This is a genomic window from Streptomyces sp. NPDC005799 (assembly GCF_040630525.1).
GTDB lineage: Bacteria > Actinomycetota > Actinomycetes > Streptomycetales > Streptomycetaceae > Streptomyces > Streptomyces griseorubiginosus_B.
In genome coordinates this window covers 144,305-161,976 of sequence record NZ_JBEXXQ010000002.1, presented here as the reverse complement: position 1 = coordinate 161,976, position 17,672 = coordinate 144,305, and the positions used below count along the sequence as shown (strand labels likewise).

At 72.4% G+C, this 17,672-nt stretch carries 21 protein-coding genes; 5 read left to right on the top strand and 16 right to left on the bottom strand.

What is annotated here, in order from left to right; genetic code table 11:
* Nucleotides 1-46 precede the first annotated feature (46 nt).
* The 4 genes from ABZ453_RS02725 to hisI form a co-directional block, all read right to left on the bottom strand.
* Nucleotides 47-301 carry an HGxxPAAW family protein gene (locus tag ABZ453_RS02725; protein ID WP_359010833.1) on the bottom strand — a complete coding sequence of 85 codons (255 nt, stop codon included), beginning with the start codon at nucleotides 299-301 and terminating at the stop codon, nucleotides 47-49.
* 113 nt (nucleotides 302-414) lie between these two features.
* Nucleotides 415-1,056 (bottom strand): TIGR02234 family membrane protein, encoded by a 642-nt coding sequence (locus ABZ453_RS02720; protein WP_359010831.1) that lies wholly within the window; start codon nucleotides 1,054-1,056, stop codon nucleotides 415-417.
* Nucleotides 1,057-1,108: 52 nt separating this feature from the next.
* Entirely contained in the window at nucleotides 1,109-2,587 is a 1,479-nt protein-coding gene (locus ABZ453_RS02715; protein WP_359010830.1) for an anthranilate synthase component I, read from the bottom strand.
* A gap of 11 nt (nucleotides 2,588-2,598) precedes the next feature.
* The gene (gene hisI, locus ABZ453_RS02710) at nucleotides 2,599-3,009 is read right to left on the bottom strand and encodes a phosphoribosyl-AMP cyclohydrolase (protein ID WP_359010828.1); all 411 of its coding nucleotides are present in this window, start codon (nucleotides 3,007-3,009) and stop codon (nucleotides 2,599-2,601) included.
* Between the two features lie 139 nt (nucleotides 3,010-3,148).
* Here hisI and ABZ453_RS02705 point away from each other — a divergent pair, with 139 nt between their 5' ends.
* On the top strand, nucleotides 3,149-3,784 hold the full coding sequence (locus tag ABZ453_RS02705) for a TIGR03085 family metal-binding protein (RefSeq protein WP_359010826.1): 636 nt from the start codon (nucleotides 3,149-3,151) through the stop codon (nucleotides 3,782-3,784).
* Nucleotides 3,785-3,968: 184 nt separating this feature from the next.
* On the opposite strand, the gene ABZ453_RS02700 is transcribed toward ABZ453_RS02705, so the two are convergent.
* The 10 genes from ABZ453_RS02700 to hisD form a co-directional block, all read right to left on the bottom strand.
* Nucleotides 3,969-5,225: an MFS transporter gene (locus tag ABZ453_RS02700; RefSeq protein WP_359010824.1), complete on the bottom strand. Its 1,257-nt coding sequence runs from the start codon at nucleotides 5,223-5,225 to the stop codon at nucleotides 3,969-3,971.
* A gap of 13 nt (nucleotides 5,226-5,238) precedes the next feature.
* Nucleotides 5,239-5,826: a helix-turn-helix domain-containing protein gene (locus ABZ453_RS02695; protein WP_359010822.1), complete on the bottom strand. Its 588-nt coding sequence runs from the start codon at nucleotides 5,824-5,826 to the stop codon at nucleotides 5,239-5,241.
* A gap of 86 nt (nucleotides 5,827-5,912) precedes the next feature.
* Complete coding sequence (hisF, locus tag ABZ453_RS02690; protein ID WP_359010820.1) at nucleotides 5,913-6,668, bottom strand: imidazole glycerol phosphate synthase subunit HisF; 756 nt, start codon at nucleotides 6,666-6,668, stop codon at nucleotides 5,913-5,915.
* Nucleotides 6,665-7,069, bottom strand: a complete 405-nt coding sequence (locus ABZ453_RS02685; RefSeq protein ID WP_359010818.1) for a RidA family protein — start codon at nucleotides 7,067-7,069, stop codon at nucleotides 6,665-6,667. Before ABZ453_RS02685 ends, hisF begins: the two co-directional genes overlap by 4 nt.
* The gene (gene priA, locus ABZ453_RS02680; RefSeq protein ID WP_359010816.1) at nucleotides 7,066-7,791 is read right to left on the bottom strand and encodes a bifunctional 1-(5-phosphoribosyl)-5-((5-phosphoribosylamino)methylideneamino)imidazole-4-carboxamide isomerase/phosphoribosylanthranilate isomerase PriA; all 726 of its coding nucleotides are present in this window, start codon (nucleotides 7,789-7,791) and stop codon (nucleotides 7,066-7,068) included. Before priA ends, ABZ453_RS02685 begins: the two co-directional genes overlap by 4 nt.
* A complete protein-coding gene (hisH, locus tag ABZ453_RS02675) occupies nucleotides 7,788-8,429 on the bottom strand; it encodes an imidazole glycerol phosphate synthase subunit HisH (RefSeq protein ID WP_359010814.1) in 642 nt (213 codons plus the stop codon). Before hisH ends, priA begins: the two co-directional genes overlap by 4 nt.
* Nucleotides 8,426-8,590: a hypothetical protein gene (locus ABZ453_RS02670; protein WP_208778187.1), complete on the bottom strand. Its 165-nt coding sequence runs from the start codon at nucleotides 8,588-8,590 to the stop codon at nucleotides 8,426-8,428. Before ABZ453_RS02670 ends, hisH begins: the two co-directional genes overlap by 4 nt.
* Nucleotides 8,587-9,180, bottom strand: a complete 594-nt coding sequence (gene hisB, locus ABZ453_RS02665) for an imidazoleglycerol-phosphate dehydratase HisB (RefSeq protein WP_015661105.1) — start codon at nucleotides 9,178-9,180, stop codon at nucleotides 8,587-8,589. Before hisB ends, ABZ453_RS02670 begins: the two co-directional genes overlap by 4 nt.
* The gene (locus tag ABZ453_RS02660; RefSeq protein ID WP_359010812.1) at nucleotides 9,177-10,295 is read right to left on the bottom strand and encodes a histidinol-phosphate transaminase; all 1,119 of its coding nucleotides are present in this window, start codon (nucleotides 10,293-10,295) and stop codon (nucleotides 9,177-9,179) included. The genes hisB and ABZ453_RS02660 overlap by 4 nt, the downstream gene beginning before the upstream one ends.
* The gene (hisD, locus tag ABZ453_RS02655; RefSeq protein WP_359010810.1) at nucleotides 10,292-11,617 is read right to left on the bottom strand and encodes a histidinol dehydrogenase; all 1,326 of its coding nucleotides are present in this window, start codon (nucleotides 11,615-11,617) and stop codon (nucleotides 10,292-10,294) included. Before hisD ends, ABZ453_RS02660 begins: the two co-directional genes overlap by 4 nt.
* A 169-nt stretch (nucleotides 11,618-11,786) precedes the next feature.
* Here hisD and ABZ453_RS02650 point away from each other — a divergent pair, with 169 nt between their 5' ends.
* The 4 genes from ABZ453_RS02650 (at nucleotide 11,787) to ybaK (ending at nucleotide 15,825) form a co-directional block, all read left to right on the top strand.
* A complete protein-coding gene (locus tag ABZ453_RS02650; RefSeq protein ID WP_359010808.1) occupies nucleotides 11,787-13,364 on the top strand; it encodes an oxidoreductase in 1,578 nt (525 codons plus the stop codon).
* Between the two features lie 129 nt (nucleotides 13,365-13,493).
* Complete coding sequence (locus tag ABZ453_RS02645) at nucleotides 13,494-14,549, top strand: hypothetical protein (RefSeq protein ID WP_359010806.1); 1,056 nt, start codon at nucleotides 13,494-13,496, stop codon at nucleotides 14,547-14,549.
* A gap of 11 nt (nucleotides 14,550-14,560) precedes the next feature.
* The gene (locus tag ABZ453_RS02640) at nucleotides 14,561-15,301 is read left to right on the top strand and encodes an LON peptidase substrate-binding domain-containing protein (protein ID WP_359010804.1); all 741 of its coding nucleotides are present in this window, start codon (nucleotides 14,561-14,563) and stop codon (nucleotides 15,299-15,301) included.
* 20 nt (nucleotides 15,302-15,321) lie between these two features.
* Nucleotides 15,322-15,825 (top strand): Cys-tRNA(Pro) deacylase, encoded by a 504-nt coding sequence (gene ybaK / locus ABZ453_RS02635; RefSeq protein WP_359010802.1) that lies wholly within the window; start codon nucleotides 15,322-15,324, stop codon nucleotides 15,823-15,825.
* Between the two features lie 192 nt (nucleotides 15,826-16,017).
* Here the strand turns inward: ybaK and ABZ453_RS02630 are convergent, their stop codons facing one another.
* On the bottom strand, nucleotides 16,018-16,737 hold the full coding sequence (locus ABZ453_RS02630; RefSeq protein WP_359010800.1) for an AAA family ATPase: 720 nt from the start codon (nucleotides 16,735-16,737) through the stop codon (nucleotides 16,018-16,020).
* A gap of 34 nt (nucleotides 16,738-16,771) precedes the next feature.
* Nucleotides 16,772-17,590, bottom strand: coding sequence for an ABC transporter permease (locus tag ABZ453_RS02625; RefSeq protein WP_359010798.1), 819 nt, complete (start codon nucleotides 17,588-17,590; stop codon nucleotides 16,772-16,774).
* Nucleotides 17,591-17,672 lie beyond the last annotated feature (82 nt).

Below are 17,672 nucleotides of genomic sequence, written 5' to 3'. Positions count from 1 at the left end.
GCTTTCCGGATCGCCCCTCACGCGTGCGTGCAGTAGCCGTGCGCGCTCAGCTCTTGGCGTGCGCCGCCTGGCTCTGTGCCAGCTCCGCCTGGAAGCTGTCGTGCGCGTCCTTCGGCTGCCCCATGCCCATGGCGCTCATCACCCAGCCGACGATGCCGCCGATGACCACGATCGCCATGCCGGCCCAGAAGCCCGCGGGCTGAGCCATGACCATGAAGGCGCCCGCGACGCAGAAACCGATGAAGGCGATGATGACACCGGTCCAGGCGGCCGGGGTGTGACCGTGGCTGCTGCCCGCCATGACTTGCTCCTCGTTGCTGATTACGTGTCTGAGCCGGACGCTCAGCCGACATTGTCCCGCACGCGCGCGCGTGCGCTGCCCGGGGGTCGCCCTTCGCGCGTCGGCGCCGTCGCCTACGCGCTCGTCGGGTCCTCCCCGCGGTCCAGGGCCTTCCACAGGTCCTCGGGACGGTCGGGATCGACGCCGGCGGGCCTGCGCCGCGGCCTGGCCGCCCCGTCCCGCTCGTAGCGGCCGGACATCGCCGGCCAGTACCGCCCGTAGCGCAGCGCGAGCAGCCCGGCCAGCAGGATCAGCGCGCCGCCCACCGCGGCCACGTACGGCCAGGCCGTGTGGCTGAGGGCGTGCACCGTGGCCGAGGTGTCGCCGGCCGCCTGGGCGGCCTTGTCGTCGAGGGACGAGCTGTCGGACGCGCCGAGCAGGGCCGCGGCGACCGTGCCGGCGCCGGAGAGCGCGAGCAGGGCCGCGACCAGCAGGCGGCCGGCCCGGCGGACGGCGAACACGGCGACCAGCGCGGCCAGTCCCACTATGGCCAGCGCGGCGGGGACGCCGGTGACGTCACTGCCCTTGGCGGTCAGGGAGAAGGCGCCGCCGGCCACCGTCGTGGTGCCCTCCGACCAGCGCTGCCGGGTCGACAGCAGCGCCACGGCCGCGCCGAGCGCACCGGCCGACAGGGCGACGGCGAGGGAGATGCGGCCGGCCCGGGAGGGTCCTGCGGCTTCGGAACGGGGGTGAGGTACGGCAGTCACGTACTCCACTATCGCCCGAACCCCGGGTGAACCGTCACCCGGGGTTCACGTGAGACCCGTCCTACTGTCCGAGCCGGTTGGCCGTGTGGACCGCGCGCAGCACCGCCGCCGCCTTGTTGCGGCACTCCTGGTCCTCGGCGACAGGGTCGGAGTCGGCGACGATGCCGGCGCCCGCCTGGACGTACGCCGTGCCGCCCCGGAGCAGGGCGGTGCGGATGGCGATGGCGGTGTCGGAGTCGCCCGCGAAGTCGAGGTAGCCGACGCAGCCGCCGTACAACCCGCGCCGGGACGGCTCGAGTTCGTCGATGATCTGCATCGCGCGGGGCTTGGGGGCGCCGGAGAGGGTGCCGGCCGGGAAACAGGCCGTCAGGACGTCGAAGGCGGTGCGGCCCGCGGCGACCCGGCCGGTGACCGTCGAGACGATGTGCATCACGTGCGAGTACCGCTCGATGGACATGAAGTCGACGACCTCGACGGAGCCCGGCTCGCAGACCCGTCCGAGGTCGTTGCGTCCGAGGTCGACCAGCATCAGGTGTTCGGCGCGCTCCTTGGGGTCGGCGAGCAGTTCGTCGGCGAGCGCCTGGTCCTCCTGCGGGGTCGCCCCGCGGTGCCGGGTGCCGGCGATGGGGTGGACCATGGCCCGTCCGTCCTCGACCTTCACCAGGGCCTCGGGGGACGAGCCGACGACGTCGAAGCCGTCGAAGCGGAAGAGGTACATGTACGGGGAGGGGTTGGTGGCCCTGAGCACCCGGTACACGTCCAACGCACTTGCCGTGCACGGTGTTTCGAAGCGCTGGGAGGGGACGACCTGGAAGGCCTCACCGGCGCGGATGCGTTCCTTGACGTCCTCGACGGCCGCCTGGAAGTCGGGGCCGCCCCACAGCGCGGTGTACTCGGGCAGTTCCGAGGGCGGCAGGACGGCAGGCGGCTGCGCGACCGCGCGGGACAGGTCCGCCTCCATCGCGTCCAGCCGGGCCACGGCGTCCGCGTAGGCCTCGTCGACGCCGGTGTCGAGGTCGTTGTGGTTGATCGCGTTGGCGATCAGCAGGACCGAGCCCTCCCAGTGGTCCATCACGGCCAGATCGCTGGTGAGCAGCATGGTCAGCTCGGGCAGCTTCAGGTCGTCCCGCTCGCCGGGGCCGATCTTCTCCAGGCGGCGCACGATGTCGTAGCCGAGGTAGCCGACCATGCCGCCGGTGAAGGGCGGCAGGCCCTCCTGGTGCGGGGTGTGCAGGGCCTCGATGGTGGCGCGCAGCGCGGCGAGCGGGTCGCCGTCCAGGGGAACGCCGACGGGCGGGGTGCCGAGCCAGTGGGTTCCACCGTCGCGGGAGGTCAGGGTGGCGGCGCTGCGGACGCCCACGAAGGAGTAGCGGGACCAGGAGCGGCCGTTCTCCGCGGACTCCAGCAGGAAGGTGCCGGGGCGCTCGGCGGCGAGCTTGCGGTACAGCGCGACGGGGGTGTCGCCGTCGGCGAGGAGCTTGCGCGTGACCGGGATGACACGCCGGTCGGTGGCGAGCTTGCGGAAGGTCTCGAGGTCCATGGCGGCTGACCTTACTGATCCCGTGCCGGTACGGCGGAATCGGCGCCCTCGGTCTCCTTGAGGAGCACGTCCTCGTCGAAGCAGGTGCGGGCGCCGGTGTGGCAGGCGGCGCCGACCTGGTCGACCTTGACCAGCACGGTGTCGGCGTCGCAGTCCAGCGCGACCGACCTGACCCACTGGAAGTGGCCCGAGGTGTCGCCCTTGACCCAGTACTCCTGGCGGCTGCGCGACCAGTAGGTGCAGCGGCCGGTGGTGAGCGTGCGGTGCAGCGCCTCGTCGTCCATCCAGCCCAGCATCAGCACCTCACCGGTGTCGTACTGCTGGGCGATCGCGGGAAGGAGCCCGTCGGCGCTGCGCTTGAGCCGCGCGGCGATCTCGGGGTCGAGGCTGCTGGGCCGGGGGGTACCGGTCGTACTGGTCATGGGTGCCATTGTGCCGCGCGCCACGGACAGTGACGGGCTGTGTCCACTGAATGGAAACAGCGGCGCGAAGCGCCTCGGTGGGGGGCGGTGGTCGGGTGACGGGTGGGCGGACCCGTCAGGGGGTCGTAGGCTGGCTGGCATGTCGACTTTCGCCAAGCGTGAACGACTTCTTCTGGCCGATCTGTTGGAGGCCGAGGGCCCCGACGCCCCGACCCTCTGCGAGGGCTGGCTCACCCGTGATCTCGCCGCGCACGTGGTGGTGCGCGAGCGCCGTCCCGACGCCGCCGGCGGCATGCTGATCAAGCAGCTCGCGCCGCGCCTGGAGCGGGTGATGGCGGAGTACACCGCGAAGCCGTACGAGGAGCTGATCCAGCTCATCCGCACCGGCCCGCCGCGCTTCTCGCCGTTCCAGCTCAAGCAGGTGGACGAGCTGTCGAACACCGTGGAGTTCTACGTCCACACGGAGGACGTCCGCCGGGCCCGGCCGGACTGGGCGCCGCGGGAGCTGGACCAGGTCTTCCAGGACACGCTGTGGTCGCGTCTGGAGCGTTCGGCCCGGCTGATGGGCCGCAGTGCCCCGACCGGCCTGGTGCTGCGCCGCCCCGACGGCCAGACGGCGGTGGCGCACCGCGGGACTCCCGTCGTCACGGTGACCGGCGAACCGTCCGAGCTGCTGCTGTTCTCCTACGGCCGGCAAAGCGCCGCCAAGGTCGAACTGGACGGCGACAAGGAAGCGATCACCAAGCTCCACGAGGCGAAGCAACTCGGCATCTGACGAGGCGCCAGCCGGGTCCGGGGCACGCGGCACACCCGACGAACCACCGACCCGGTCCGCAGACACCGGCGCCCCGACCAAGCCCCGGCCAGACCCAGGACCACACGGCACACCCGACCAAGCGCCGGCCGGGTCCGGGGCGTGTGGCGCATCCGCGTCGCCGCCCTGCCCGCCCCTCCGTGCCTCACCGGGGCAGTTCCGCGCGCCGCAACTCGCTCACGCCCAGCGCGACCAGCCCGCCCAGTCCGCACACCGCCGCGCTGGCCACGTACACCGGCCCCGTTCCCCACGCGCCGATCGCCGCGGCCGTCAGGGGCATGGTGAGGGGGGTCAGGCCGAGGCTGACGAGGCTGGAGACCGCGGTGACGCGGCCGAGGTAGGCGGAGGCCGCGTGAGTCTGCAGCAGGGCCGTGCACATGGCGCCGCTGAGCCCCGCCAGCAGCCCGACGGCGAGTGCCGTGCCCACCGCCGCGAGGAGACTCGGCACGAAGGCCAGCGCGCCGACGGCGACCGCCCCCGCGAGCAGCGCCCATCCCGCCACCCGCCCGGCGTACGGCAGCCGCCCCCGCACCGCCAGCAGCAGCGAGACGAACCCCGCGCCCACGCCGAACCCGGCCAGCACCCAGCCCATCCCGGAGGCGCCCCACCCGCGCTCGTCGGCGAGCAGCGTCAGCCCCACGTTGAACGGCCCGACGAACCCGAGGTCCCCCAGGGCGATGGCCAGGACCAGCGGAGCGAGAACGCGGTGACGGCGGATGTACCGCAGGCCCGCCACCAGGTCGGACCAGGCGGTGCCGCCCCGCCCGTCCACCGCGTCGTCCGGCGGCAGTTCCCGCATCCGTACGGAGACCAGCAGCGGCACGGACACGGCGATCAGCAGGCCCGCGAGCCCGAACGCGGCCGCCGCCCCGCCCACCGCCACACCGAGCCCCCCGAGCGGCGCCCCCACCACGACGGCGAACCGGTACGCGAGACCCCGCATGCCCTGCACCCGGGCGAGTTGCCCCCGGCCGGTGATCCGGGCGGGCAGCGCCCCGACGGCGGGCACGAACACGGCGTCCACGATGCCGAAGACCAGGGCGAGAGCCGCCAGCGGCCACAGCCCCGGGCCGGTGAGGAACAGCAGTGCCGCCACCGCCAGCACGGCCGCGCAGCGCACGGCGTCACTGCCGATGACGACCCTGCGCGGCCCGAACCGGTCGGCGACGACTCCGCCGCCCAGCATCAGCACCGCGCGCGGGAGAGCGCTGACGGACATCACGAGCCCCGCCTGTGCGGGGGTGCCCGCCTGTACCGCGGCCCAGGACAGGGCGACGTAGTACACACCGTCGCCGGCCATCGAGGAGGCGTAGGCGCCGACCCAGCGCAGGACGTTGCCGTCCCGGTGGGCGGGCTTCTCGGGGGTGGTGACCGTGGCCGTGCTCTCGAGCCCGGTGGTCATGCGGGGGGTCCTCTCAGAGACGGAAGGGGAAGCCGTACGTGTGCACCGCGACGTTCTCCCGGCCCTCGGTGTCGCCGGCGGCCATGGCGGCCCGGCCGTGCTCCTCGTAGCGGCGCACGAGGGCGTTCATCTCCTTGGCCAGTTCGAGCAGTTCGTCGGGGGTCAGGTGCAGCAGCCACTCGGAGGAGTCGGAGGCGCTGGTCCACGCGTCGCTCCAGTGCGCGCGCTCGTCGAGGTAGCGGCGGACCATGTCGGCGCGCTGTTCGAAGAAGAGGCGGCTGGCCGCGATGTGCGCGGCGGCCTTCTCAGGGGCGTCCCGGAAGTCCTCGTCGCGGATGCTCACGCCGTCCGAGGCGGGCCGCCACCAGCGCTCACGTCCGTCCCCGCGCGGCTCGGCCTCCTCGATCAGCCCGTGCGCGGCCAGCTTGCGCAGGTGGTAGCTGACCAGCGACACCGCCTCGTCGACCTGCTCGGACAGCTGGGACGCGGTGGCCGTCCGCGCGATGATCAGCAGCCGGTACAGCTGCGCCCGCAGCGGATGAGCGAGCGCCTTGAGGGTGCCCACGTCCGTGATGCGGCGGTCTTTCTCGCGGTCTGCCATGCCCTCACGCTAGAAGCGAAAGAAAAGTTGCACAATGCTTTTTGCGCAACTTCCCTTTCGCTTCTGGGCTGCCGAAGAGGGCCGCGTCAGCGGACGGGATGCCCCGCGTCCCTGAGCGCCTGCTTCACTTCCCCGATGCGCAGGTCGCCGAAGTGGAAGACCGACGCGGCCAGAACGGCGTCCGCGCCCGCGGCGATGGCCGGCGCGAAGTGGTCGAGCTTGCCCGCGCCGCCCGAGGCGATCACCGGGACGGTGACGTGCTTGCGGACGGCCCGGATCATCTCCACGTCGTAGCCGTCCTTGGTGCCGTCGGCGTCCATGGAGTTCAGCAGGATCTCCCCCGCGCCCAGCTCCGCGGCCCGGTGCGCCCACTCGACGGCGTCGATGCCGGTGCCGCGGCGGCCGCCGTGGGTGGTGACCTCGAAGGAGCCCTCCGGAGTGCGCCGCGCGTCCACCGAGAGGACCAGCACCTGCCGGCCGAAGCGCTCGGCGATCTCCCGGATCAGGTCGGGACGGGCGATCGCGGCCGTGTTGACGCCCACCTTGTCCGCCCCGGCCCGCAGCAGCTTGTCGACGTCCTCCGCCGTGCGCACACCGCCGCCGACGGTCAGCGGGATGAAGACCTGCTCGGCCGTCCGGCGCACCACGTCGTACGTCGTCTCCCGGTCGCCGGACGACGCGGTGATGTCCAGGAACGTCAGCTCGTCGGCGCCCTCGGCGTCGTACACCTTGGCCATCTCGACGGGGTCGCCGGCGTCGCGCAGGTTCTGGAAGTTGACGCCCTTGACGACCCGGCCGTTGTCCACGTCCAGGCAGGGGATGACTCGGACCGCCAGGGTCATGAATCCACGGCTCCTCTGTATGCCTCTAGTTCCACCGAGACCAGCACGCGCGGGTCGACGAAGCCCTCCACCACCAGCAGGGTGGCCACCGGGCGCACGGAGTCGAACAGCTCCTTGTGGGCCCGGCCGACCTCGTCGACGTCCCGCGGATGCGCGAGGTACACGCGCGTGCGGATCACGGACTCGACGCCGAGCCCGAACTCGGCGATCGCCTCCAGCGCGCTGGCGAAGGCCACCTTGGCCTGCTCGTACGGGTCGCCCTCGCCGTACAGCACATCGCCCTTGAAGGACGTGGTGCCCGCCACCAGCACTTGGTCGCCCGCCGCCACGGCGCGCGCGAAACCGAAGGTCTCTTCCCAGGACGTTCCGCTCTGCACACGCCGTACGGCTTCCGACTTCATGACGCCACAGCCTCCAAGGCCTCTTCCAGGGTGAACGCCTTCGCGTACAGGGCCTTCCCGACGATCGAGCCCTCGACACCGAGGGGGACCAGTTCGGCGATGGCGCGCAGGTCGTCGAGCGACGAGACGCCGCCCGAGGCCACGACCGGGCGGTCCGTCGCCGCGCAGACGTTCCTCAGGAGCTCCAGGTTCGGGCCCTGGAGGGTGCCGTCCTTGGCGATGTCGGTGACGACGTAGCGGGCGCAGCCCTCCTTGTTGAGGCGCTCCAGCGTCTCGTAGAGGTCGCCGCCGTCCCGGGTCCAGCCGCGCCCGCGCAGGGTGGTGCCGCGGACGTCCAGACCCACCGCGATCCTGTCGCCGTGCTCGGCGATGACCTTGGCGACCCACTCCGGGGTCTCCAGGGCGGCCGTGCCGAGGTTCACCCGGGTGCAGCCGGTGGCGAGGGCGGCGGCGAGGGTGTCGTCGTCGCGGATGCCGCCGGACAGCTCCACCCTGATGTCCATCGCCTTGGTCACCTCGGCGATCAGCGCGCGGTTGTCACCGGTGCCGAAGGCGGCGTCCAGGTCGACCAGGTGCAGCCACTCGGCGCCCGACCGCTGCCAGGCGAGGGCGGCCTCCAGCGGGGAGCCGTAGGAGGTCTCCGTGCCGGACTCGCCGTGGACGAGGCGGACGGCCTGGCCGTCGCGGACGTCGACGGCGGGGAGGAGTTCGAGCTTGCTCACAGTGTTCCGATCCAGTTGGTGAGGAGCTGGGCGCCGGCGTCGCCGGACTTCTCGGGGTGGAACTGGGTGGCCCACAGGGCGCCGTTCTCCACGGCGGCCACGAAGGGCTTGCCGTGTGTCGACCAGGTGACCTTCGGGGTGTGCAGGGTCGGGTTGTGCGTCTCCAGGGACCAGTCGTGGACGGCGTAGGAGTGCACGAAGTAGAAGCGCGCGTCCGCGTCGAGGCCGGCGAACAGCTCGGAGCCGGCCGGTGCGTCGACGGTGTTCCAGCCCATGTGGGGCACGATCTCGGCCTGCAGCGGCTCGACCGAACCGGGCCACTCGTCGAGGCCCTCGGTCTCCACGCCGTGCTCGATGCCGCGCGCGAAGAGGATCTGCATGCCTACGCAGATGCCCATGACGGGGCGCCCGCCGGACAGCCGCCGGTCGACGATCCAGTCGCCGCGCGCCTCCTTCAGGCCCTGCATACAGGCGGCGAAGGCGCCGACGCCCGGCACCAGCAGGCCGTCGGCGTTCATGGCCGTGTCGAAGTCACGCGTTATCTCGACGGCGGCCCCCACGCGCGCGAGAGCGCGTTCGGCGGAGCGGACGTTGCCGAAGCCGTAGTCGAAGACGACTACCTTCCTGGGTGCGCTCAATTCCACACCTCCAGCCGCATGATCCCCGCGACCAGGCACATCGCGGCGCCGATCGACAGCAGCACGATCAGCTGCTTGGGCATCTTCTGCTTGACGAAGGAGATGATGCCGCCGACCAGGAAGAGGCCGACGACGATCAGGATGGTCGACAGCCCGTTCACAGCGCGCCCTTCGTGGAGGGGAGGATGCCGGCCGCGCGCGGGTCGCGCTCGGAGGCGTAGCGCAGAGCCCGCGCCAGGGCCTTGAACTGGCACTCCACGATGTGGTGCGCGTTGCGGCCGTAGGGCACGTGCACGTGCAGCGCGATCTGGGCCTGGGCGACGAAGGACTCCAGGATGTGCCGGGTCATCGTGGTGTCGTACTCGCCGATCATCGGCGCCATGTTCTCGGGCTCGGTGTGCACGAGGTAGGGGCGGCCGGACAGGTCCACGGTGACCTGGGCGAGGGACTCGTCCAGCGGGACCGTGCAGTTGCCGAAGCGGTAGATGCCCACCTTGTCGCCGAGCGCCTGCTTGAAGGCGGCGCCGAGGGCGAGGGCGGTGTCCTCGATGGTGTGGTGCGAGTCGATGTGCAGGTCGCCCTCGGTCTTCACGGTGAGGTCGAACAGGCCGTGCCGGCCGAGCTGGTCGAGCATGTGGTCGTAGAAGCCGACGCCTGTCGACACATCGACCTTGCCGCTGCCGTCGAGATCGATCTCGACGAGCACAGACGTCTCCTTGGTGACCCGCTCCACGCGTCCCACGCGGTTCATGAACTCTGCTCCTTCTTCATTGCACGGACCGCGTCGAGGAACGCGTCGTTCTCCTCCGGGGTGCCGGCGGACACCCGCAGCCACCCCGGAATGCCGTTGTCGCGGACCAGCACACCCCGGTCGAGGATCTTCTGCCAGGCGGCGTGGGAGCCGCCCTCGCCGTCGAACCGCCCGAACTGCACGAAGTTCGCGTCGGACTCCACGACTTCGTAGCCGGCCGCGCGCAGCTCGCCGACCAGCCGGTCCCGCTCAGCCTTCAGCTGCTCGACGTACTTCAGCAGCGTGTCGGTGTGCTCCAGGGCGGCCAGCGCGGTCGCCTGGGTGACGGCCGAGAGGTGGTACGGCAGCCGTACGAGCTGGACGGCGTCGACGACGGCCGGGTGCGCGGCGAGATAGCCCAGGCGCAGCCCCGCCGCGCCGAAGGCCTTCGACATCGTCCGGGAGACGACGAGGTTCGGCCGGCCCTCGATGAGCGGCAGCAGCGAGTCGCCGTGGCTGAACTCGATGTACGCCTCGTCCACGATGACCATGGACGGCTTCGCCGCCTGCGCGGCCTCGTACAGCGCGAGGACCGTCTCGGGCGGAACCGCGTTGCCCGTGGGGTTGTTGGGGGTGGTGACGAAGACGACGTCCGGCTCGTTCTCGGCGATCGACCGCTCGGCGGCCGGGAGGTCGATGCGGAAGTCCTCGGTGCGGGGACCGGAGATCCAGCCCGTGCCGGTGCCGCGCGCGATGAGCGCGTGCATCGAGTACGACGGCTCGAAGCCGATCGCCGTACGGCCCGGTCCGCCGAAGGTCTGCAGCAGCTGCTGGATGACCTCGTTGGAGCCGTTCGCCGCCCAGACGTTGGCGAGGCCCACCTCGTGGCCGGAGGTGTTCGTGAGGTACTCGGCGAGCCGGGTGCGCAGTTCGACCGCGTCCCGGTCCGGGTAGCGGTTGAGGTCGCGGGCGGCCTCACGGACGCGCTCGGCGATCCGCTCGACCAGCGGCTCGGGCAGCGGGTAGGGGTTCTCGTTGGTGTTCAGCCGTACGGGGACGTCCAACTGGGGCGCGCCGTAAGGGGACTTGCCGCGCAGCTCGTCCCGTACGGGGAGATCGTCGATTCCGGGGTTCACTTGCTCGTCGGTACCTTCCAGCCGAACCTTGCCTTGACCGCCGCGCCGTGCGCCGGCAGGTCCTCCGCCTCCGCCAGCGTGACCACGTGGTGCGCGACCTCGGCCAGCGCGTCCCTGGTGTAGTCGACGATGTGGATGCCGCGCAGGAAGGACTGGACGGACAGGCCCGAGGAGTGACAGGCGCAACCGCCGGTGGGCAGGACGTGGTTGGAGCCGGCCGCGTAGTCGCCCAGCGACACCGGCGCCCAGGGGCCGATGAAGATCGCGCCGGCGTTCTTCACCCGGTCGGCGACGGCGGCCGCGTCGGCCGTCTGGATCTCCAGGTGCTCGGCGCCGTAGGCGTCGACCACCCGCAGTCCCTCCTCGACGCCGTCGACGAGGACGATCGCGGACTGGCGGCCCCTCAGGGCCGGGACGATCCGGTCCTCGATGTGCTTGGTGGCCGCGACCTGCGGCTCCAGCTCCTTCTCCACGGCGTCCGCGAGCGCGACGGAGTCGGTGACCAGGACGGCGGCGGCGAGCGGGTCGTGCTCGGCCTGGCTGATCAGGTCGGAGGCCACGTGCACGGGGTCGGCCGTGTCGTCCGCGAGGATCGCGATCTCGGTCGGGCCGGCCTCGGCGTCGATGCCGATCCTGCCGGTGAAATAGCGCTTGGCGGCGGCGACCCAGATGTTGCCGGGCCCGGTGACCATGTTGGCGGGCGGGCAGGACTCGGTGCCGTGCGCGAACATCGCGACAGCCGTGGCGCCGCCGGCCGCGTACACCTCGTCGACGCCGAGCAGCGCGCAGGCGGCGAGGATCGTCGGGTGCGGAAGGCCGCCGAAGTCGGCCTGGGCGGGCGAGGCGAGGGCCACGGACGGGACGCCGGCCTCCTGGGCGGGCACGACGTTCATGACCACGGAGGACGGGTAGACCGACCGTCCGCCGGGCGCGTACAGCCCGACCCGCTCGACGGGCACCCACTTCTCGGTGACCGTGCCGCCCGGTACGACCTGGGTGGTGTGGGTCGAACGGCGCTGCTCGCGGTGGACGAGACGGGCGCGCCGGATGGACTCCTCCAGGGCCGCGCGCACCGCCGGGTCGAGCTCGTCGAGGGCCTTCGCGAGGGCCGCGGCGGGCACCCGCACCTGGTCGAGCCTGACCCCGTCGAACTTCTCCGCGAAGTCGATCAGCGCCGCGTCGCCCCGATGATGCACGGCTTCGCAGATCGGACGCACCTTCTCGAGGGCGGCCTGAACGTCGAAGTCGGCTCGGGGCAGCAGGTCGCGCAGGGCGGGCCCTTCGGGGAGGGCGTCGCCGCGCAGATCGATTCGGGAGATCACGGGCTCAATTCTCTCAGACCTGGGTTCGCCGTCGTCCGCGCGTATCAATGGCTGATACAGAACCGCGCCGGAATATGCTCCGGAACCCGGAAGATCGCCTTCACGTCCAGTGATTCGGGAGTTACGCAACGGGCATCACCAGCTGTGCGAACACAGGAGTGGAGGAGTTGTGACCGAGGGGGCCGGCCTGCGCGCCGGAGACCTGCCGGACGATCTGACCGCCGCCGAGGCCGGCATGTGGCAGGCGTTCCGCAACGGCAGTGTGTACGACCTCAGCAGCGGGGACGCGGTCGTCGACGATCCGCACGGCGGGCGCCCCTGGGGACCCGAGCGGACCGTGCGGGCGCGGATCGTGTGCTGGCTGCTGCTGGACGGCCCGCCCGCGCTCGCGGGCCGGGTGTCCTCGCTGAAGCTGCGCGGGGTGCAGATCAGCGGCACGCTCGACCTCGCCGGCGGGATCGTGGTGCCGTACGTCGAGCTGCGCACCTGCCGTTTCGAGCGGGAGGTGCTGCTGCCGGAGGCCCGGTTCACCACCATGCGCATGATCGACTGCTCGGTGCCCCGCCTGGAGGCGGCCCGCGTCCACACCGAGGGCGACCTGCATCTGCCGCGCTGCCGGTTCCTGGGCGGCGTACGGCTGACCGACGCGCACATCGGCACCGACCTGATGCTCAACCAGGCCGTCGTCCACCCCGACCGCAGCGGCCGCTCCATCGCCGCCGACGGCATGACCGTCGGCCAGGACCTCCAGGCCGAGCTGCTGGAGTCGCACGGTGAGCTGAGACTGCGCAGCGCCAAGGTCGGCGTCAGCCTGAGCCTGCGCGGCGCCCGGCTGGCCAACCCGTACGGCCGGCTCGCGCTGAACGCACCCCAGCTGACCGTGGAGCGCACGATGTACCTGACGCCGGCGGGTGTCGGCGCCTCGATGCTCAGCGGGGCGACTCCCGCGCGCGGGACGCGCATCCAGCGCTTCGAGTGCCAGGGCGGGCTCCGGCTGGACGACGGGCGCTTCGGGGACTCGGTCGACCTGGAGCGGGCCCGGTTCACCCTCACCGACGACCAGGAGCTGTCGCTGCGCCGGGTGCAGACGCCCGAGCTGCGCTTCCTCGGCGAGCGGCCGCAGCGCGGGAAGGTGGTGCTCTCGGGGGCGCGGGTGGTCAACCTGATCGACCGGGCGAGCGCCTGGCCCGGGCCGGGGAACCTGCACATGGGCGGCTTCCAGTACGAGAACCTCGTACCGCAGGGGCCCTTTCCGCTGGAGGAGCGGCTGGACTGGGTGGCCGCGGCGACCGCCGAGTACAACCCGGAGCCGTACGAGCGGCTGGCCTCCGTGCTGCGGGCCGGCGGCGAGGACGAGGACGCGCGCGAGGTGCTGCTGGCCAAGCAGCGCCGGCGCCGGGAGAGCCTGCCGCTGGCGGCCAAGCTGTGGGGGTACGCGCAGGACTGGACGGTGGCCTACGGCTACCGGCCCGGGCGGGCCGCGGTGTGGATGGCGGTGCTGTGGGCGGCGGGTTCACTGGCCTTCGCGCACGCGAGCCATCCGCCGCTGCAGCCCGGGGCGCATCCGCCGTGGAACCCCGCGCTGTTCGCCCTGGACCTGCTGCTTCCCGTCATCGATCTGGGCCAGGTCGGCGTGTGGCAGCTCAGCGGGGGCTGGCAGTGGCTGGCCGCGGCGATGGTCCTGCTGGGCTGGATCCTGGCGACGACGGTGGCCGCGGGGGCGACCCGGCTGCTGCGCCGGAGCTGATCATCACAGGACGTACACCGATCGAACAGTTGTTGAACAGCGGACTTTTACGCGGTCTTGACCGCTCGGCATACAACTTTCCGCAACTTGCCCTTTCCGTCTGGCGCAGCCTTGACCTGCGGCCTTTCAATGGTCGACACCATGGCTCTGCAGCACCCCTTCAGCCGCACGGCCCGGACCTCCCGGACCGCGCCGCGCCCTGCCTCCTCCGCCCCGCCCGCGGACGCCTCCGGCCTGCCCGCGGACGACGAGGTACTGCTCGACGCGCCCGACGACCACCTCGGCGCCACGCTGGTCGCGGCCGCCCGCGGCGAGTACGGGCCCGCGTCCGAGCTGCTGGCCGGCACGCGCGTGCGTGCCGAGTGGGAGTACCGCGACCGGTACGCGAGACGGCTGACGGCGTTCGCGCGCTCGCGCGGCGAGTGGCTGGAGCGCTGGTACGCCGAGACTCCCGAGGACCCGGACGTGCTGCTGCTGCGGGCCCAGCTCGCGGTGGACCACTCCTGGGTCTCGCCGGCCCGCGCGGAGCTGCTCAGGGACGTGAGCCCGCTGATCACGGCCGCCGCGCGGGGCGACGACCGCGACCCGGTGCCGTGGCGGATCGCGCTGGACCACGCGCGCGGGACCGGCGCCGGGCACAAGTACTTCTCCGAGCTGTGGGAGGCGGCCCTGCGCCGCGCCCCGCTGCACTACGGCTGCCACGTGGCCGCCCTGCGCTATCTCGCCGCCTCCTGGCGCCACTCCCACCAGGAGTGCTTCGACTTCGCCGACCGGGCCGCCCAGGACGCCCCGCCGGACTCCCTGATCCAGGCGCTGCCCTCACGGGCGGCCTTCGGCTGCCTGACCGACGGCTGCGCGGTGGAGGTGGCGCGCGAGCGGCTCGACGCGGCCGCCGACCGGGCGATCGCGCTGTCGGCCCGGTTCCCGGCGGCGGACCCCTGGCCGTCGGAGATCCGCAACAAGCTCACCTACGTCCTCGTACGCCTGGAACGCTGGCCGGAGGCGCTGGAGCAGCTGCGGCTGATCGGTCCGTATGCCACGTCCTTCCCCTGGATCCACCTGTCCGAGGACCCCCTGGCGCTCTTCCTGAAGATGCGCGCCGAGGTCCGCGCGCGGGTGGCTCGGCAGGGTCCCGGGGGTCCGCGGACCGAGCGGGTCGAACGCACACACTCCCGCGACCACTAGGCTTCTGCGTCGTGACCACCGTCCGTCTTCCGCTTTTCCCGCTGAACTCGGTGCTGTTCCCGGGCCTCGTCCTGCCGCTCAACGTGTTCGAGGAGCGGTATCGCGCCATGATGCGCGATCTGCTCAAGACACCCGAGGAGGAGCCGCGCCGGTTCGCCGTCGTGGCGATCCGCGACGGCCACGAGGTCGCGCCGAGCGCGCCCGGCATGCCGGATCCCACGGCCGTGCCCGAGCGCGGCCCCGCGGCGGGCTTCGGCCCCGACCCGGCGAAGTCCTTCCACGCGGTGGGCTGCATCGCGGACGCGGCGACGATCCGGGAGCGGGCGGACGGCACGTTCGAGGTGCTGGCGACCGGGACCAACCGGGTGCGTCTGGTCTCCGTCGACACCTCCGGCCCGTTCCTGAGCGCGGAGCTGGAGGAGCTCGCGGAGGAGCAGGGCGACGAGGCCGGTGCGATCGCCGAAGGGGTGCTGCGGGCGTTCCGCCAGTACCAGAAGCGGCTGGCAGGCGCTCGGGAGCGCTCGCTGTCGACGGGCGCCGACCTGCCCGACGAGCCGTCGGTCGTCTCCTACCTGGTCGCGGCCGCGATGATGCTGGACACCCCGACCAAGCAACGGCTGCTGCAGGCGCCGGACACCGCCTCCCGGCTGCGCGACGAACTGAAACTCCTTCGCTCCGAGACGGCGATCATCCGTAGCCTGCCGTCACTGCCGGCGTCGGAGCTGACGCGCGGGCAGACCAGCCTCAACTGACGACACAAGCGAAGGCCGCGATGGCGAAGAAGTCCAAGAAGTCCCCGGCGCAGGGCGGCACTCCGGCGACCGTGGCGCTGACCTCGGCCGGGGTGCCGTACACGCTCCACGCCTACGACCACGACCCCGCCCACCCCTCCTACGGCGAGGAGGCGGCCGAGGCCATGGGCGTCTCACCGGACCGCGTCTTCAAGACGCTGGTGGCGGACGTGGACGGCGCCCTGACGGTCGCCGTCGTCCCGGTGGCGGGGTCCCTGGACCTGAAGGCCCTCGCCTCGGCGGTGGGCGGCAAGCGGGCGGCGTTGGCGGACCCGGCCCTCGCCGAACGCACCACGGGCTACGTCCGGGGCGGTATCTCGCCCCTGGGCCAGCGCAAGCGGCTCCCCACGGTCCTGGACGCCTCGGCCTCCGCGCACGCCACGATCTGCGTCTCCGCGGGCCGCAGGGGCCTTGAGGTGGAGCTGTCCCCCGAGGACCTGGCGAAGCTCACACAAGCGGTGGTGGCCCCCATCGGGCGTGCGTGACCCCTCGACGACCCCGGCTCGTTCGGTTAAGAACGAGGGACATGTCGAAGAAAACGCGGAAACGCAAATGGCGCACCAAGAAGGGCCACTCGAACCACGGCCACCGTCCGGCGTGATCCCCAGGCCCGTCGCGAAAGCCCCGCGGCCCGTCCGAAGGGCGGGGCCCGCGGCCCAGGGCTTCGCCGACGGGCCCTACGGCAGCGGGGCCCCGTACGGATCCGTCTGCACGGGGTTCTGCTGGTACGGCTCCGGGTCGCGGGGGCCGAACAGCGCGGTCAGTCCGAGGTGCACCACCAGCGCGGCCAGTGACCAGGCCAGCAGCGCGCCCTTCGCGCCCAGCTTCAGCGGCGCCGAGAAGGTGACGCCGTTGCCCGCCTGCTTGGCGTGCGCGATCACGTCCTGCGCGGGCCCGAGCCACACGCCGAGCCGCCAGGCCAGCAGGGATCCCAGCAGCCCGCCGACGCCGAGCGCCACCACCAGGGGGATCCCGCCGCGCCGGCGCACCAGGAACACCACGAGCGCGCTCACCACTCCGAAGGCCAGCGCGAGCAGCGTGAAGGTGCCGTCCACGCCTATCGCCTGCTCCCCCTCGCTGTCGGCGAGGTAGACGATCCAGCGCTTGTTCACCAGGTCCCCGACGAGCGGCACCTGCGGGGCGAGCCACCACCACAGCACACCGAGCAGAACCCCTCCGAGCGCCACCGCGACCGTGATCAGGGCGGCCTCGCGCACTTCGGTCTTCATCCCGGGCCCGTCCTGTCCGTACGTGCCGTCCCACAGGTGGTCATGGCCCGAGGGCACCGCAGATCCCCCGGCAGGCAGCTGCCAGGCCTGCTGCGGTGCGGGCGAACCCTGGGAAGACTGCGAGGACTGTTCATGGGGCGGCGGAGGCGGAGTCAACGGTGCGGTCACCCTGCCATCGTGCCAGGCCCGCCTGTGCGGCGCGTCACCGGACGGCCGCCCGACGGTAGGCCCAGGTGGCCACGGCCAGCGAGACGACCCCGACCCCGGCGCAGACGGCGAGGTCACCGGCCACGAACGCCCAGTCGGGATGACCCCCGAACGTCCGCGCGAACGCCTCGACGCCGTAGGTGGACGGCAGCAGATCCCGCGCCAGCCGCACGATCTCCGGCATCCGGTCGGCGGGCAGCACACCCAGCAGCAGCGCGGCGGACATCCCCAACTGCCCCAGCAGCGTGGCGAGTTCCGGCCGGGGCGCGAGCAGCCCGAGGGCCGCCCCGAGCCCGGACAGGGCCGCCCCCGCCAGTGGGATCACCGCGGCGAGCACCCACAGATGCGCCAGCGGGAGCCCGAACAGCACGCACCCGAACACCGCGGTCACCACGGTCCCCGGCACGGTGAAGGAGGCGTACGCCCCCGCCGCGCCCAGCACCACGGCGGCCGGCGGCACCGGCAGCGTCGCGTAGTGGTCGAGTCCGCCGCTGGCCCGCAGCTGCCCGAAGTACTGCGCGAGCAGGTTCAGCGCGACGAAGGCCACGACGAGCACGGACGAGCCGGCGACCACCGACTCGGCCTCACCGCCGCCGTCCACGACCCCCCGCATCAGGACCATGATCCCGATCGACTGGAAGGTCGCCACGAACAGCAGCGGGATCCGGGCGACCCGCGCACGGGAGAGCTGCGCCCGGTACACGGCGACCAGCGCCGGCCACATCCGCGCCCGCGGCCCCAGCTCGGCCGCGCGACGCTCGCCCCCCTCCGCGCCCAGGGCGCCGGGCAGGACATCGGCGGGTACGACACTCACGTCGCGCTGCTCCCCTTCTCGCTCGGGCTCACTGAGGCAGTCTCCCGAAGGGTCCATACGGACGCCACGGTCCGCGCACTCA